We start from the raw sequence: 16,732 nt of genomic DNA, 5'->3' as shown, positions 1-16,732 counted from the left end.
GTGCAACCGTGCCGGTCAAGGTCCGTTTGCTGCCACTTGTGAGTTTAGAGCCTGGCTCGTAAACAAGGTGTAAAGACACAACACGAAATCAGGAGCAGGGCGGGATGCTGAAAAAGTTGGTCAGGCGGTTGGCATGGTCGGGCGGGGCGGCGCTGGCGGTATATGCAATGTTGCTGATCTATATCTTTTTCGGTCAGGAGCAGATGATCTTTCACAAGGCCCCCGTGGCGCAGGACCATGACTATGGCTTTGGCGCACAGGTCAGCCACCATTTTCTGAACCGGCCTGACGGGGCCCGCCTGCACGGTGTGATCCACCCGGCCAGGGGGGAGCGCCGGGGCGTGGTGGTCTATTACAAGGGCAATGCGGGCAATGTGGGCAATGGTCGCCGCATGGCCGATACCTTCACCGGCATGGGCTTCGATGTGGTGGCCATGGACCATCGCGGTTATGGCAAAAGCCGCGGCGACCTGAGCGAGTCCGCGTTTCTCGGTGACGGGCTGGCCTGGTACGACTGGGCCCGGTCGCGCTATCCGGGGGAAGATGTGCGCGTGGTGGGATATTCGCTGGGCACCACCCTTGCGGCCCATGTGGTGCACAAGAGAGACCCCGGCAATGTGATTTTGTTCGCGCCGATGCGCTCCGTGCTGCATCTGGGCAAGGCGCGGTATCCGTTCGTGCCGGATTTCATCAGTCGCTTTCCGCTGCGCAGCGATCTGCGCCTGTCAGAAAACAACGATAGCATATTGATTTATCACGGCAATCAGGACCGGATCATTCCACCATCATCGGCTTTGGCGCTGAAGCCGGTTCTGGATGATAGCGACCATTTCATGATGGTGGCGGGGGCCACTCATGCGTCTATCCCGTGGGAGAAGGCCGTGCTTCGGGATATTCATCGCCGCTGGGGCCGCACAACGGAAATGGCGATCGCCATAAGTGACTGATTTCAGGTGGTTGAGGCGTTTTCTTTATCAAGAATATCAATCATGACATCCGGTTCCGGCCTGACGGTGTAATCGTCCGTCTGGTCGGCGAAGCGGATCACGCCGCCACGATCCACCAGAACCAGTGTGGGCAGGACGGTGGACGCGCCGTAGCGGCCCCGCATGGGGGCGGGGACGCCTTCCGGGTGGCTCAGGCCAAGGCGTTCAGCGGCCTTCAGGTCCGGGTCGGTGAGGATGGTGAAATCCACACCATATTTGCGGCCCAGCGCGGCGCTTTCATGTTCCGGCTGCGGACTGACCAGCGCCACGCGCGCGCCACGTTCCGCCAGCGCCTGATAGTGCGCCGCCACCGCGCCGATCTGTGCCAGGCAGAGCGGGCACCAGTTGCCCCGGAAAAACAGATAGAAGGTGGGCTTGTCGGTAAGATCGGCGGGCCGAACCGGCTCGCCATCAAGGGTGTGAAAGGTCACATCCGGCATGGGCTCGCCCACCTTGAGCCGGGCGGTTCGGCCCGGCAGTCTGGGAAACCAGACCAGAAAGGCCCCGCTGTTCACGATCAGCAACAGCAAAAAGGCAAGGCCCGCCGCATCAGGCCCGACAATCGGCGCGGATGCCAGCCCCGCAATAGCCGCCAGAAACAAAAATGCCAGTGTGCCCGGCTTGCCGCCCAGCGTTACGATCCTGCCAAAGCCCAGCGCCGCGATCTGCTTGACCGCGATGGGGAGGCTGGCCAGCAGCCAGCCCAGCGGCAGCAGGGCGGCCATGAGCGACGGTGCCGTCGCCAGGTCCACGGCGCCGCGCCCGACCCCGGCAAAGGCCAGTATGATGGCGGGCAGAACCAGTATGGCTTTCAGGCGTGACATGCGGGCGGCTCGGTTCATGGAAAATCTCCGTAGCGGGCGAATGCGTCATGACAGCAGGACCGGGGATGGGTCGGGTGCGCTCGCGCTCAGGCGGATGCCTGATCGTCCCCGGCGGCTTCAAGCGCCCCTTCCAGGGCTTCCTGCGCATCAAGCCAGTCCTCTTCGGCTTTGGCAAGGGCCTGCTCCACCTGGCGCGCCGCATCGGTGAACCGGGCCAGCCGCGCTTGCGCACCAGCATCATAAAGGGCCGGGTCGGCCAGTCGCTGGCGCACTTTTTCCTGTTTCTCGCTCAGGTCCTGAATACGCGCCTCGGCGGCGCTCACCGCCTTGCGATAGGGTTCCAGCCGTTTGCGGACGGCTGCTTTGTCCTGCCGGGCGCTGCGGCGGGGGTCATCGGCTTTTGGTCCCCGGCTGGCGGCGCGCGCCTCGGCCCGGCGGGCCAGCAGATGATCCCTGTAACCGTCCAGATCGCCCTCGAATCGGGTGACATCGCCGTCTTCCACGATCCAGAGCCGGTCGGCGCAGGCCCCCACCAGATGGCGATCATGGCTGATCAGAACCACGGCGCCGTCATAGCCGTTTATGGCATGGGCCAGGGCTTCACGGCTGTCCACGTCCAGATGGTTGGTGGGCTCGTCCATGATCAGGATCTGCGGCTTTTCGAAGGTGGCGAGCGCGAACATCAGGCGCGCCTTTTCCCCGCCCGACAGGGTTTCCACCGGCCTGTCCGCCTTGTCCGCCGAGAAGCCGAAGCTGCCAAGCCGGGTGCGCACGCGGGTTTCCGGCGCTTCACCCATGAGCTTCCACAGATGATCCAGCGGTGTGGCGGCGGGGTTCAGCTCTTCAAGCTGATGCTGGGCGAAATAGCCCACCGTCAGCGCGCGGGGCTTGCGCACACGGCCCGTCAGAGGCTTCAAGCGACCCGCCAGCAGCCTGGCGAAGGTGGACTTGCCATTGCCATTGGCGCCCAGAAGGGCGATCCGGTCATCCATGTCCAGCCGGGCATTGATTCCTTTCAATACCGGCGTGTCAGGGTCATAGCCAATGTCCGCATCCTCCACCAGAACCAGCGGGGAGGACAGCGGCTCCGGCTTTGGAAAGTCGAAGGGAATGGTCTGGCTTGCCACCATGGTGGCGATGGGCTGCATCTTTTCCAGCATCTTTACCCGGCTCTGCGCCTGGGCGGCCTTGTTGGGCTTGGCGCGGAAACGGTCCACAAAGGATTGAATCCGGCGCCGCTCCGCTTCCTGACGGGATTTCAGCGCCATCTGCCGTTCGATCCACTGGCGGCGCAGTTCCTCGAAGCGGTCATAGCCGCCCGTGTAAAGATTGAGCTTGCCGTTTTCCAAATGCGCGATGTGGCCCACGGCATTGTTCAGCAGATCCCGGTCATGGCTGACGATCACCACCGTATAGGGATAGGTCCGCAGGAAGTTTTCCAGCCAGATCACCCCTTCCAGATCCAGATAGTTGGTGGGTTCGTCCAGCAAAAGCAGGTCGGGCGCGTTGAACAGAACCGAGGCCAGTGCCACCCGCATTCGCCAGCCGCCGGAAAAGGTGCGCGTGGGGCGGGTCTGGGCGTCTTCGTCAAAGCCCAGCCCCTTGAGGATGCTGGCCGCGCGGGCTTCGGCCTTGTGGGCCTCGATGTCGGCGAGACGGGTGTGAATGGCCGCGATGCGCTCCGGGTCCGTGGCGGTTTCCGCCTCCCGTGTGAGGGCGGCCAGTTCCGCGTTGGAGTCCAGCACCGTTTCGATCAGCGAGCGGTCGTCCGCCGGGGCTTCCTGCGCCACATGGCCGATCCGCGCGGTGGGCCGCACGAAAATCTGGCCGGATTCCGGGCTTGTCTCCCCCAGGATCATGCGGATCAGGGTGGATTTTCCGGTACCATTGCGCCCCACCAGCCCCACCTTGTGCCCGGCGGGAATGCCGAGCGTGGCGTGGTCGAACAACAGGCGGTCGCCAATGCGATAGGTCAGGTCGGTGATGTGCAGCATGGATCGGCCTATAGCAGACCCACCCACCCTCGGCAATCCGCCTGCTTCGCCCCGGTGCGCGCCAAGGGTTGCCGCCGCCGGACTTAGCGACTATAAGGCCGCCGACCACATTCTGGCCCGACATGGTCGGGCACCCGGAACCCATATCAGATCAGACACAAGGACGGACCCGATCATGGCTCTTCAGCGCACTTTCTCGATCATCAAGCCCGACGCCACCGAACGCAACCTGACCGGCAAGGTCAACGCCATGCTGGAAGACGCGGGCCTGCGTATCGTGGCACAGAAGCGCATCCGCATGACTCGCGATCAGGCGGAAACCTTTTATGCCGTTCACAGCGAGCGCCCGTTTTTCGGCGAACTGGTGGACTTCATGACATCCGGCCCGGTGGTGGTGCAGGTTCTTGAAGGCGAGGACGCCATCAAGAAAAACCGCGACGTGATGGGCGCCACCAATCCCGAGGACGCCGACGAGGGCACCATCCGCAAGGCTTTTGGCCGCAATGTGGGTGAGAACACCGTGCACGGCTCCGATTCCCCGGAAAATGCCGACAAGGAAATCCGCCAGTTCTTCGCCGATAACGAGATTGTCGGCTAAGGCTGGTATTCAGCTTTCAGGCATGAAGCCCCGGTCCTTGCATGGGCCGGGGCTTTTTTGCGGTCGGGTTTTTATATGACCGGCTCAGGGCTGGGTCAGGCGTTTTCGGTCACGGGCGGTACCGGGCTCAGCAGCGCCTTTTCCGGCCAATCCAGCGAATCAAAGGCCACCCGATTGCCGGACACGCGCACTTTGCCCTGTGCGATCAGGCGCACGGCATGGGGTAGCAGGCGGTGCTCCTCTTGCAGGACACGGGCGGCCAGATCGGCGGCGCTGTCATTGGGGTGAACCGGCACGGCGGCCTGTGCGATGATCGGGCCATTATCCATTTCGGCGCGCACATAATGAATGGTGCAGCCGGAAAAGCGCACGCCGTCCTCCAGCGCCCGTTCATGGGTGTGCAGGCCCTTGTAGGCGGGCAGCAATGAAGGGTGTATATTGATCATGCGGTCTTTCCAGGCGCGCACGAAATCCGCCGAAAGCAGCCGCATGAAGCCCGCCAGCACCACCAGCCCCGGCTTGTGGGTGGTCAATCCTTCCTGAAGCGCCTGTTCAAAGCCTTCCCGGTCATCAAAGCCCTTGTGGTCCACCACCAGGGTTTCAAGCCCGGCTTTTGCCGCGGTTTCCAGCCCCGCCGCGTCTGGTTTGTTGGCGATGACCACGGCGATTTCAGCGGGAAAATCAGCGCCGTTGCAGGCGTGAATCAGCGCTTCCAGATTGCTGCCGCGCCCGGAAATCAGAACAGCCAGTTTCAGGCTCATGCGCCGTCTCCGGTCTGGATCGTCCAGTCCCCGATGGCGCCCCAGTCCCCGTCGCGGCCATGGATGCGGCAGACCGGGTCGCCTTCATGGGCGTCTATGCGCCCCAGGGTGGCCACATGGGATTCGCCAGCGTCTTTCAGCGCGGTGATCACGGCCTCAGCGTCCGCTTCCGCCACCACCAGCACCATGCCTATGCCGCAATTGAAGGTGCGGGCCATGTGCGCCGGGCTCAGCGCCCCGACCAATCGCAGCCAGTCGAACACGGGGGGCAGCGGAATTCGGCCCGCGTCCATATCCGCGCGGCATCCCTTTGGCAGAACGCGGGGCAGATTGTCCAAAAGGCCGCCACCGGTGATATGGGCAAGCGCCTTTACGGCCCCGGTGCCAAGGGCGGCACGAATCTGGGTGCGATAGATGCGGGTTGGGGTGAGCAGCGCTTCCGCAAGGGACTTGCCATCGTCGAACGGGGCGGGGGCGGTCCAGTCCAGCCCTTCCGTCGCCACCAGCCGGCGCACCAGGGAAAAGCCATTGGCATGAACGCCAGAGGAGGGCAGGGCGATCAGCACATCACCGGGGGCGACCCCTTGCCCGTCCAGCAGCGCCCCTCGCTCGGCGGCGCCCACGGCAAAGCCCGCCAGGTCGTAATCGTCGCCCTGATACATGCCCGGCATTTCCGCCGTTTCCCCGCCCAGCAGGGCGCAACCCGCCTGTCGGCAGCCATCGGCGATACCCTGTGCCACGCTGGCCATGCGATCCACGTTCAGGGCACCGGTGGCCATATAGTCCAGGAAGAACAGTGGCTCGGCCCCTTGCACCAGCAGGTCATTGACGCACATGGCCACCAGATCAATGCCCACCGCCTGGTGGTGATCCGCTTCCAGCGCCACCTTCAGCTTGGTGCCCACCCCGTCCGTGGCAGCCACCAGGATCGGGTCCGAAAAGCCCGCGGCTTTCAGGTCGAACAGGCCGCCAAAGCCGCCCAGTGTGCCATCGCCGCCGGGGCGGGCCGTGCTCCTCGCCAAGGGTTTGAGTCGCTCGACCAGTGCCTCACCCGCTTCAATGTTCACGCCCGCGGCGCGATAGCTGTGTTCCCCGCTCATGCCGGTCTCCCCCCGTCATGGGCCACGGCGCTGGCCGAAGCCCATCCGGTCTGCTGGTAATATTTGCACGGATCTGCCATCCCTGACTGTGGCAAACCCGGCGCCTCACGTTATAGTGCCGAGGCAATCAAGGGAACTGATGCCTGTGAAACGCACCAAGATCAAGCAAGACTATGAACCGGCGGTGGCGCACATCGGACGGGGCGGTGTGCGCATGGCGCTTGCGGGGGCCTTTGTGGCACTGGCCGCGGTGCTGGCGGGCGCTTCGCCGATTCTGGCGCAGAATGACGATGGGGAAGGGGCCGTTGTGGGGGCGACCAGCGGTGCCGCTCTGGATCGGCTGTTCACCGTTCAGCGGGTGCAGGTGGATGAAACCGCCGCCAACGCCCGAAAGGCGCGGGACACCGCTTTTGAAAAGGCGGAACGTATCGCCTGGGAAACCCTGTTGGCCAAGCTGACGGACCCGGAGGACCGCGCCGGGCTGGAGTCGCTCTCGCGCGAGGGGCGCCGCTCGCTTCTCGGCGGCATCGAAGTGGTGCGGGAACAGTCCAGCAGTCGGCGTTATCGCGCCACGCTGAATGTGCGTTTCGAACCGCGCCTGGTCAGCGCCTTTCTCGGCGAGCAGGGGGTTCCCCACGTGCTGTCGGCTGGGCGACCCCTGCTGGTGCTGCACGGCCACGAACGGGCGGGCAATACCTATCTGTGGCAATCGGACCCGGTGGTGGAACAGGCCCGCGCCGCGGTGGACTGGCGCAATCGGGTGCGGCAATACCGCTTTCCCGAAGGTGATCTGGCGGATCGCATGGCGCTTGGCATGGCCGAACTGGTGCGCATGAACGATGGCCCGGCGCTGGACATGGCCCGCCGTTATGGGCAGGAAGCCGCGCTTATTCTGCTGACCCGCCGCACGGCGGAGGGAATCGCCTATCGTTACCGGGTCACGGGCACGTCCCTGGTGGGGGAAGGGGCGGTTCCCATTGGCCCCGATGGGCCGGCCACGGCCATGGCGAATGCCTTTGAGACCGTGCTGGACCGGCTGGACCGGCGCTGGCGGCAGCGCCTGATGGTGGATACCGGCACGGGCGGCACGGTAACCGCTATCGTGACCACCGACCGGGTGGAGGATTTCGCCGCCATCATGCAAGCCATCAAGGGGGTCAGCCTGGTGCGCGGCCACCGGCTGGCGGCGCTCAGCCTGCCGGAAAGCCGGGTTATGCTGGATTATACCGGGCGGCGGGAGCAGCTTTTGCTGGCCTTGCGCCATGCGGGTATCCTTGTCACGGATGAGGATGCGGGCCTGCGGCTGAGACTGGCCGGCGCAGGTGCGGGCAATCAGGCGCCGGAGCAGAGCGATGAGTGACGAGCCGGACATGACGGAAGGCGGCGCCGGGGGAATGGCACCGCAGCAGGGCCTGGACCCCCGGTTGCCCTGGTGGGTCTGGGGCATCGTTGCGCTGGTGCTGCTGGTCTTCATCTATGTCACGCGTGCTGTTCTGCTGCCGTTCATTGCCGGACTGGCTGTGGCCTATCTGCTGGACCCGCTCACCGACAGGCTGGAAGCGCGCGGGGTGCCGCGTGGCGGTGCCGCCGGTCTGGTGATCGCCTTCTTTTTCCTGCTGTTGACGGGGCTTGTGCTGGCTTTCTGGCCCATTCTGGAAGGGCAGTTGGCGGCGGTGTCTCGAACCCTGCCGGAGACGCTCGCGGGGTTGCGGCACTGGCTTGACGGTGTCCTTGCCGCCCTGTCGGAACAGACCGGAATGGCCGTGACCCAGAATGTGGAAAGCCTGCTTCAGGAATTTTCCAGTACCCTGCTGGAACGGGTGCGCGGTGCGCTGGGTAGCCTGCTGCAAAGCGGTTTTGCCATATTCAACCTGCTGACCCTGCTGCTGATCACGCCGGTGGTGGCGTTTTATCTGCTCAGGGACTGGGACCGGCTGGTGGCCCGGCTCAATGGCTGGCTGCCGCCCCGCCATGCACATACGCTCCGGCGGCTGGCGAGCAATATGGACATGGTGCTGTCCGGCTTTGTGCGCGGCCAGATACTGGTCAGCCTGATCATGGGCGTGCTTTACGGTGTTGGCTGGACGCTGGTGGGGCTGGAGTTCGGCGCGGTCCTTGGGCTGCTGGCGGGCATCATGGCCTTCGTGCCTTTTGTTGGCGCGCTGTTCGCCGCGCTGATCGCCGTGGCCATGGCGTTTGGTCAATGGGGTATGGACCCGATGAATCTGGCGCTCGTCATCGGCGTTTATGTGGTGGTGCAGGCATTGGAAGGCAGTGTTCTTACTCCCCGGCTGGTGGGGAGCCGTGTGGGGCTGCACCCGGTCTGGGTTCTGTTTGCCGTTTTTGCCGGTGGCGAGGTGATGGGCTTCGTGGGCGTTCTGGTGGCGGTGCCCGTGGCGGCGGCCATCGCCGTATTGGTGCGCCATGCCATTGACCGCTATCTGGATCATCTCAATATCCGGCAACTGCCTGAAGAGGCTCGCCGCCCAAATGACGGGGAGGGGCAATCATGACCGCGGAGCGGGCCCAGTTGCCATTGGCCCTTACGCCGCGCCCCAGTTTGTCGCTCAAGGATTTCGTCGTCTCCGAGAGCAACCGGGACGCCTTTGCGCTGGTGAATGGCTGGCCCCACTGGCCGAGCCATGGCGTGGCGTTGGTGGGGCCGCCGGACAGCGGCAAGACCCATCTGGGCGAAGGATGGCGGGCGCGCAGTGACGGGCGCGCATTCGGGCCGGACGACGATCCCGCCACCATCGCGCCGGGGGAGGCCCTGTTGCTGGAGGATGTGGACCGGCGCCCCTATGCCGCGGATCAGCTTTTTCATCTTTTCAACTGGTCGCGGGAAACCGGCGGCAGCCTGTTGATGACGGGCCGCCTGCCGCCAAGCCAGTGGCCGTACAGCCTGCCGGATCTCACATCCCGCCTGGCCACGCTGAGTGTGGGAACGATTCACGACCCGGATGACCAACTGATGATGGTGCTGTTGCTGAAACTGTTTTCTGACAGGCAGTTACAGGTTGATCTTCGGGTGATAAATTACATCATCCCAAGGGTGGAGCGGTCATTTCATGCGGCCAACCGGCTGGTGGCGCAGCTTGATCGCATGGCGCTGGCGGAAAAGCGCGGTGTGACCATCGCCCTAGCGCGTGCCTGCCTGGCGGCAGGGGCGGATGCGACTGGGGTGAGCGGGTAACGGGGCCGCCAAACCGCTGTCATGTTCGTGCGGTAGACCGCATTCATATGCAGGTGAATGCGCGCGGCGGCGCGCTTCGGGAAACGGACTGGTCAGGAAGGGTGTCATTTCATGGCGGATTCAGCGAAAACATCGACCACATCTCCCGCTAGGGGGCAGCAGGCCGGGCGCACCCCCGCTGGCCGTGCCGGGCGCAGCCGGGCGGATGGCCAGGTGGCGCCGCGCGCCACCACCGGGGTACGCGCCGGGGCCCTTATGCTGGAGGAGGAACAGCCCCCCGCCCGCAAGCAGGATCAGTCCGCGGCGGACTATATCAAGGCCCTGTCGGTCCAGCACAAATATCTGAACCGGGAACTGAGCTGGCTGAATTTCAATATGCGCGTGCTGGAGGAGGCGGACAACAGCCGCCACCCCCTGTTGGAACGACTGCGCTTCCTGTCCATTTCCGGGGCCAATCTGGATGAATTTTACATGGTCCGGGTGGCGGGCCTGAAAGGGCAGGTGGATCTGGGGGTGAAGGCCCTGTCCGAGGATGGCTTCACACCGAAAGAGCAGCTTGCGCGGGTGAATGACCTGGCGGAACAGTTGATGGATCGTCAGCAGGCCATATGGGCCAAGCTTACCGCGGAAATGCGTGAGAACGGCATGGCCGTGATCCGCCCGGAAGAGGTGCAGGCGGAAGAGCGCCACTGGGTGGAATCCTATTTCCACGAAAACATCCTGCCGATGCTGACCCCCATCGCCGTGGACCCGGCCCACCCCTTTCCCTTCATTCCCAATCTGGGGTTCACCATTGCCCTGCAACTGTCGCGCCGTTCAGACCGGCAGGATACGGTTGCGTTGCTGCCGGTACCCCAGCATGTGGAGCGGTTCATTCGCCTGCCCGGCCAGGAAGTGCGCTTCATTTCGCTGGAACACACGCTGGGTCTGTTCCTGGACCAGCTCTTTCCCGGCTATGAAGTGAAGGGCAGTGGCGTGTTCCGTGTCGTCCGGGACAGCGATATCGAGATCGAGGAAGAGGCCGAAGACCTTGTGCGCGTGTTTGAGAGCGCGCTGCGTCGCCGTCGCCGTGGCCGTGTGATCCGGTTGAAGATCGATGCGGACATGCCGGAAGGTCTGCGCAATCTGGTTATCAGCAAGCTGGATGCTGATGCGGACAATGTGGTGCTGGTGGATGGCATTCTCGGCATCAACGAGACCAAGCAGCTCATCATCGATGACTTTCCCAAGCTGATCTACAAGCCCTACAATCCCCGCTATCCAGAGCGGGTGAAGGATTTCGGCGGCGATATCTTCAAGGCCATCGCGGCCAAGGATTTTGTGGTTCACCACCCCTATGAATCCTTTGACGTGGTGCACCAGTTCCTGCGCCAGGCGGCGGGCGACCCGGATGTGGTGGCGATCAAGCAAACGCTGTACCGCGCCGGGTCCCAGTCCAGGATCATTCAGGCGCTGATGGAAGCCGCGGAAGCGGGCAAGGCCGTTACGGCGGTGGTGGAACTGAAGGCCCGCTTCGACGAGGAGCAGAACATCAAATGGGCCCGCGATCTGGAACGGGCGGGCGTGCATGTGGTGTTCGGTTTTATCAATCTGAAAACCCATTCCAAGGTGACCATGATCGTCCGCCGGGAAGGCGGACGCCTGCGCAGCTATCTGCATTTCGGCACCGGCAATTATCACCCCGTCACGGCGCGCATCTATACCGACCTGTCCTTTTTCACGGCGGACAAGGCGCTGGCCCGTGACGCCAACAAGATGTTCAATTATCTGACCGGCTATGTGACCCCGGCGGGGCTGGAAAAACTGGTTCTCAGCCCCTTCATGATGCGGGACTTTCTGATCAGGCAGATCGACCGGGAAATCAGCCACGCACAGAAAGGCCGCCCCGGTGCCATATGGGCGAAACTGAACAGCCTTCTGGACAGCAAGGTGATCGACAAGCTCTATGAGGCATCCATGGCGGGTGTGAAGGTGGAATTGATGGTGCGTGGAATCTGCACCATACGCCCCGGCATAAAGGGCCTGTCCGAAAACATCCGGGTCACCTCCATCATCGGGCGCTTTCTTGAACATGCCCGCATTTGCGCGTTTGGCAATGGCCATGGCCTTCCCAGCCGTCAGGGGCGGGTCTATATCTCCTCCGCTGACTGGATGCCGCGCAATTTCGATCGGCGGGTGGAACAGATGGTGCCGATCGACAACCCCACGGTTCACGAGCAGATCATGGGGCAGGTGCTGGCGGCCAATCTGAAAGATAATGGCCAGAGCTGGGTCATGAACAATGACGGCTCTTACAGCCGCCGAGAGAGAAAGCCCGGCGAGTCCCCCTTCATCGCGCATCATTATTTCATGACCAACCCGTCCATGTCGGGTCGGGGCAGGGCGCTGATGCGCGACAAGCCGGTGGAGCCGCTGATCGACTATGACGAGGCCGGAATTGACGACGATGAGGACGTGGACGGGGCCGATGCGTCCGAACAAGTGCAGGGGAAGAACTGATATGAGCGGTGGTACTGCACGGGGTGATATCGCGCCCATGCTGGAATCGGCCAGCCTGTCGGGCCGATCGGGGGAGCAACTGCCGCAGTCCGCGGCGATCCTGGCCGCCAGCCGATCAGAGCCTTATTGGGCGATCGTGGATATTGGCTCCAACTCGGTGCGGCTGGTGGTTTATTCCGGCCTGAAGCGTGTGCCGGAGACGGTCTTCAACGAAAAGATCCTGTGTGGCCTTGGCGGGGCCGTGGGCACCACGGGCCGGATGGATGACAGGGCCATCGCCTCCGCGATTTCAACGCTCAAGCGGTATCGCGCGCTTTGCGATCAGATGGATGTGCACAAGATTGATGCGGTAGCCACGGCAGCCGTTCGGGATGCGGAAAACGGCGCCGAGTTCTGTGCGCTGGTGGAGCGGGAGTGCGGCATTACCGTGCGGGTGATCTCCGGGCCGGAAGAGGGGCGCTATTCCGCGCTTGGCGTGCTGTCGGGGGAGCCAAGGGCCAGGGGGATTGTGGGCGATCTGGGCGGCGGATCGCTGGAACTGGCGCGGGTCAGGAAAGGCGGCGTGGATGGCACGGTCAGCCTGCCGATCGGCCCGTTCCGGCTGATGAGCCGGTTCGGTGACGATCATAAGGCCATGCGGGCGTTCCTGAAGGAAACGTTCGCGGACATTCCCTTTATGGATCAGGCGCGCGGGGAAGACCTCTACATGGTGGGGGGCGCCTGGCGCAACATCATGAAAATCCTGATGTGGCAACAGGCGAGCGCCCTGCCCATCCTGCACGGCGCGCGCATGAAGGCGAAGCCGCTGGCATCATACGCAAAGCGCCTGTCCAAGACCGCCCCGACGGACCTGCCTTATGGCGGCTGGCTGTCTTCCCGTCGGCGGGAGGTGATACCGGTCGCGGCGCTGATCCTGCGGGAACTGCTCAAGGCCATGAAGGCGAAACGGGGTGTGGTGTCCAGCTATGGCCTCAGGGAAGGGCTTATTTTCGATGAACTGGACCAGGATTCGGCGGCGCAAGATCCCTTTCTGTATAGCTGCCGCCTGCTGGCGGCGGAACGATGCCGTTTTTCCGAACATGCGGGGGTGATCTATGACTGGACCCGGCCCCTGTTCGACCACGGCGCCGCCACGGGGTCGCGCACGCGGCACCGGCTGCACATGGCCGTCGCCTTGCTGAGCGATATCGCCTGGCGGGGACACCCGGATTTCCGGGCCGAAAAAGCCGTGGAAGCGGTGTTGCACGGCAATTTTGTGGGCATTGGCCATATGGAGCGGGCCTTTCTGGCCGTGGCTCTGAACCAGGCTTATGGCGCCCCGCTGGACGCGGAGCCCGTGGCGCGCGTGCTTACCCTGCTGACGGTCAATGAAATGCTGGAAGCGCGCCTGATGGGGGCCGCGCTACGATTGGCGCAGCGGCTGTCCGGCGGCGCCGCGGAGGCCCTGTTGATGACCCGTCTGCACCTGTCGCCCGACACGCTTCATCTGGATGTGAGCGCTGAAAGCGGCGATCTGGTCAATGAAGTGGTGGAAAAGCGCCTGCGCCATCTGGGCCAGATCATCGCCCGGCAGACCGATGTGCGCCTGGTTCCGCTGGCGGATATTCAGGCGGGCCACGCGGCGCGAAAGGACGACTGAACGGGGCTTCTCATGGGCACGGATTCCCATGAGCACGGGGGCGTAGGATTCAGGCCGGGCGGGTGAGATTGGCCCAGTCATAGAAGCTGATCACGTCACCATGGCGCTGATTGCTGCTGTCCGCCAGTTCGGCGAACAGGGCGGCGATCTGCTCCGGCGTGGGCAGGGTTTCCGGGTCTTCTCCGGGTACGGCTTCCCGGCGCATCCGGGTGCGGATGGGGCCGGGATCCACCACGTTCACCTTGATGTCCGTGATGTTGCATTCGGTGGCGAAGGTCAGGGCCAGCGCTTCCAGCGCCGCCTTGGTTACGCCGTAAGCGCCCCAATAAGCCTTGTGCTTGTGGGCGGCCCCGGACGTGACAAAAACAGCGCGCGGGGATTCGGCCTGCTTCAGCAGCGGTTCCATGGCGCGGATCAGCCGCCAGTTGGCTGTGACATTCACATCCATGGTCTTGTGCCAGTCTTTCACTTCGATATGGGACAGGGGCGTCAGCGGCCCCAATACGCCCGCATTGGCGATCAGCACGTCCAGCCGCCCCCAGCGGTTATAGATCGCCTCGCCAAGCCGGTCGATGGCATCGAAGTCGGTCAGGTCGAACGGCACCAGCGTGCAGCTTCGGCCCAGATTTCTGATCTCGTCGTCCAGTTCCTCCAGCGCGCCCTGACTTTTGGTGGTGGCGCAGGCGATGATGTCCATGCCGTCCTCGGCAAGCTGGCGGGCGACGGCGCGGCCAATGCCGTGGGCGGCGCCGGTGACAAGGGCAAGGCGGGGGGTGTGGTCGGGTTGCGCGCTCATTTGGGGGACTCTCCGAAACTGGAACTGCTGTCAGGTGCTGGCGGTCAGGTGTTGGCGGTCAGGGCAAGCTGCGGCTGGTTGGCCGCGGTCTCGTCGCTGCCGGTGCTGCGATCGGTCAAGAAGGTGGGATAGTCGCCGGTAAAGCAGGCATCGCAGAAGGCGGGGCAGGATGTCTCCCGCCCTTCCTTGTGGCCCGCGGCGCGGTATAGCCCTTCAATGCTGATGAAGGCCAGCGAATCCGCTGCGATATGGGCGCACATGCCCTCCACGTCCAGATTCGCGGCCAGCAGCTTTTCCCGCTCCGGCGTGTCCACGCCGTAAAAGCAGCTATGGGCCGTGGGCGGCGAGGCGATCCGCATATGCACCTCGGTCGCGCCGGCTTCGCGCATCATGGTGACGATCTTCTTGCTGGTGGTGCCGCGCACAATGCTGTCGTCCACAAGGATGATGCGCTTGCCCTTGATGTTCCAGCTATTGGCGTTGTGTTTCAGCTTCACGCCGAAATGGCGGATCTGATCGGACGGTTCGATAAAAGTGCGGCCCACATAATGATTGCGGATGATGCCCAGTTCGAAGGGAATGTCGCTTTGCTGGGCGTATCCGATGGCGGCGGGCACGCCGCTGTCGGGCACGGGGATGATCATGTCCGCGTCCACGCCGCTTTCGCGTGCCAGTTCCGCCCCGATGGCCTTGCGCACATTATAGACATTCAGGCCGTCCAGAAAGCTGTCGGGCCGGGCGAAATACACATGCTCGAACAGGCAGGGGCGCGGGTTCAGCGCGGGGAAGGGCGTGTGGCTGTGCATACCGTTTTCCGTGATGACCACGATTTCGCCGGGTGCCACGTCGCGCACATAGGTGGCGCCGATGATGTCCAGCGCACAGGTCTCGGACGCCAGCAGCGTCGCCCCGTCCAGTTCCCCGATCACCAGCGGGCGCACGCCCAGCGGATCGCGCACGCCGATCAGCCCCTCGCGGGTGAGCGCCACCAGCGAATAGGCGCCTTCAAGCTGGCGCAGGGCGTCCACCATGCGGTCCAGCAGGGTGCGGAAATGGCTTTGCGCGATCAGATGGATCAGCACTTCGGTATCCGATGTGCTCTGGAAGATCGCGCCCCGGCCCACCAGTGAGCGGCGCAGATGCCGGGCATTGGTGATATTGCCGTTATGCGCCACCGCGAACCCGCCGCTGGAAAATTCCGCGAACAGGGGCTGGCAGTTGCGCAGGATGGTTTCGCCGGTGGTGGAATAGCGCACATGGCCGATGGCGGCAGTGCCGGGCAGGGCATCGATCACCGGCTGGCTGGTGAAATTATCCGCCACCTGGCCCAGAACCCGCTTGGTATGGAATTCGCTGCCGTCCCAGGTGCTGATGCCGGCGGCTTCCTGCCCCCGGTGTTGCAGGGCGTGCAGGCCGAGCGCGCAATGGGTGGCCGCTTCCTCGGCGGCAAAGATGCCGAAAACGCCGCATTCCTCGCGTGGCTTGTCGTCGTCCACGGTGCGCCAGGGGGTTTCATGGGGTGTGCCGGTCATCTGGTCTGCTCCCGCCATCAGGCGTTTCGGTCAAGGGGTCGTCTTCGCTCGGAACACCGGATATGCACCCGATGGTCCATCAGGTGTCGCCGTCGTCCGTCTTGTCAGCCTTTTTCCCGGCCCCGTCTGCGTCTTTCGCGGCATCCGAAGGGGCCAGATCATCGAACAGATTTTCCATTTTCCGCCGCTCCTCGTCCGCATAGGATTTGGCCTGCTCTTCCAGCTTGTCAGTGATGTACTGGCTGGGAATGCTGCTCTCCGCCCGGTTCATGTAATCGGCGCCAAGCCGGGTGGGGTCTTTGCCCAGGGCATCGGCGGCAAAGCCTTCCAGCATACCCGCGCCCCAGGCCACCAAGGGCCGGGTCTTGGCGCCCTTGATCCAGTCCGGCTCATCGTCGCCGGGAAATATCTTGGTGAAGGCCAGAAAAATCGCCGAGACGACGACCATGCCACGCAAAAGGCCGAACAGAGCGCCAAAGGATCGATCCAGCATCCCCAGTGGCCCATCCTTCACCTTGCCGCCAATAAAGGTGGCAAGCGATTTCAGCAGGAACAGCGACAGGATGAACAGGGCCACCAGCACCAGAATGTCCGCCAGTTCCGCCGGGCTGATCAGATCGCGGCCATAGGGCTTGGCCAGGGTGAAGCCGAAGATGGTGGCCACCAGCGCCCCTGCCCAGGCGGCAAAACTGAGCGAGACGGTGACAAAGCCGCGGCTGAAGGCAAACAGCATGGACAGGCCGACAATCAGCAGGACGGCGGCGTCGAATGCGGTGAGCGTATCAGCGGTCATGCGGTTTAAAATCGTCC

The 16,732-nt window shown here is 63.7% G+C and carries 14 protein-coding genes; 7 read left to right on the top strand and 7 right to left on the bottom strand.

Translation table 11 applies throughout. From position 1 onward, the window contains the following. Positions 1-104: 104 nt before the first annotated feature. The gene (locus WGH93_RS06120; RefSeq protein ID WP_374763978.1) at positions 105-947 is read left to right on the top strand and encodes an alpha/beta hydrolase; all 843 of its coding nucleotides are present in this window, start codon (positions 105-107) and stop codon (positions 945-947) included. Positions 948-949: 2 nt separating this feature from the next. On the opposite strand, the gene WGH93_RS06115 is transcribed toward WGH93_RS06120, so the two are convergent. Both WGH93_RS06115 and WGH93_RS06110 read right to left on the bottom strand, forming a co-directional pair. Further along, positions 950-1,828 (bottom strand): peroxiredoxin family protein, encoded by an 879-nt coding sequence (locus WGH93_RS06115; protein ID WP_374763977.1) that lies wholly within the window; start codon positions 1,826-1,828, stop codon positions 950-952. 68 nt (positions 1,829-1,896) lie between these two features. Beyond that, on the bottom strand, positions 1,897-3,804 hold the full coding sequence (locus WGH93_RS06110; protein ID WP_374763976.1) for an ABC-F family ATP-binding cassette domain-containing protein: 1,908 nt from the start codon (positions 3,802-3,804) through the stop codon (positions 1,897-1,899). A 175-nt stretch (positions 3,805-3,979) separates the two neighbouring features. Between WGH93_RS06110 and ndk the strand changes: the two genes are divergently transcribed. Next, positions 3,980-4,402 (top strand): nucleoside-diphosphate kinase, encoded by a 423-nt coding sequence (gene ndk / locus WGH93_RS06105; protein WP_374763975.1) that lies wholly within the window; start codon positions 3,980-3,982, stop codon positions 4,400-4,402. Positions 4,403-4,497: 95 nt separating this feature from the next. Here the strand turns inward: ndk and purN are convergent, their stop codons facing one another. Further along, positions 4,498-5,163, bottom strand: a complete 666-nt coding sequence (purN, locus tag WGH93_RS06100) for a phosphoribosylglycinamide formyltransferase (RefSeq protein ID WP_374763974.1) — start codon at positions 5,161-5,163, stop codon at positions 4,498-4,500. Beyond that, a complete protein-coding gene (gene purM / locus WGH93_RS06095) occupies positions 5,160-6,263 on the bottom strand; it encodes a phosphoribosylformylglycinamidine cyclo-ligase (RefSeq protein WP_374763973.1) in 1,104 nt (367 codons plus the stop codon). The genes purN and purM overlap by 4 nt, the downstream gene beginning before the upstream one ends. Positions 6,264-6,408: 145 nt before the next feature. Here purM and WGH93_RS06090 point away from each other — a divergent pair, with 145 nt between their 5' ends. The 5 genes from WGH93_RS06090 (at position 6,409) to WGH93_RS06070 (ending at position 13,594) form a co-directional block, all read left to right on the top strand. Beyond that, positions 6,409-7,623, top strand: a complete 1,215-nt coding sequence (locus tag WGH93_RS06090; RefSeq protein WP_374763972.1) for a DUF2066 domain-containing protein — start codon at positions 6,409-6,411, stop codon at positions 7,621-7,623. Continuing rightward, positions 7,616-8,776, top strand: a complete 1,161-nt coding sequence (locus tag WGH93_RS06085; RefSeq protein WP_374763971.1) for an AI-2E family transporter — start codon at positions 7,616-7,618, stop codon at positions 8,774-8,776. The genes WGH93_RS06090 and WGH93_RS06085 overlap by 8 nt, the downstream gene beginning before the upstream one ends. Further along, on the top strand, positions 8,773-9,456 hold the full coding sequence (locus WGH93_RS06080) for an HdaA/DnaA family protein (RefSeq protein ID WP_374763970.1): 684 nt from the start codon (positions 8,773-8,775) through the stop codon (positions 9,454-9,456). Before WGH93_RS06085 ends, WGH93_RS06080 begins: the two co-directional genes overlap by 4 nt. A 258-nt stretch (positions 9,457-9,714) precedes the next feature. Beyond that, positions 9,715-11,955 carry an RNA degradosome polyphosphate kinase gene (locus tag WGH93_RS06075; RefSeq protein WP_374764038.1) on the top strand — a complete coding sequence of 747 codons (2,241 nt, stop codon included), beginning with the start codon at positions 9,715-9,717 and terminating at the stop codon, positions 11,953-11,955. 1 nt (position 11,956) lies between these two features. Beyond that, positions 11,957-13,594, top strand: coding sequence for a Ppx/GppA phosphatase family protein (locus WGH93_RS06070; RefSeq protein WP_374763969.1), 1,638 nt, complete (start codon positions 11,957-11,959; stop codon positions 13,592-13,594). A gap of 49 nt (positions 13,595-13,643) precedes the next feature. On the opposite strand, the gene WGH93_RS06065 is transcribed toward WGH93_RS06070, so the two are convergent. From WGH93_RS06065 to WGH93_RS06055, 3 genes are all read right to left on the bottom strand, one after another. Beyond that, a complete protein-coding gene (locus tag WGH93_RS06065; RefSeq protein ID WP_374763968.1) occupies positions 13,644-14,390 on the bottom strand; it encodes an SDR family NAD(P)-dependent oxidoreductase in 747 nt (248 codons plus the stop codon). 44 nt (positions 14,391-14,434) lie between these two features. Further along, the gene (gene purF / locus WGH93_RS06060; RefSeq protein ID WP_374763967.1) at positions 14,435-15,922 is read right to left on the bottom strand and encodes an amidophosphoribosyltransferase; all 1,488 of its coding nucleotides are present in this window, start codon (positions 15,920-15,922) and stop codon (positions 14,435-14,437) included. Between the two features lie 79 nt (positions 15,923-16,001). Then, positions 16,002-16,715, bottom strand: a complete 714-nt coding sequence (locus WGH93_RS06055; protein ID WP_374763966.1) for a CvpA family protein — start codon at positions 16,713-16,715, stop codon at positions 16,002-16,004. Positions 16,716-16,732: the final 17 nt, after the last annotated feature.

Origin of the sequence: Yunchengibacter salinarum, assembly GCF_037658235.1 — a bacterium.
Taxonomy (GTDB): Bacteria; Pseudomonadota; Alphaproteobacteria; order Sphingomonadales; family Kordiimonadaceae; genus Yunchengibacter; species Yunchengibacter salinarum.
Note: the sequence above shows the minus strand (reverse complement) of the source record. Positions and strands in the feature narration are given on the sequence as shown.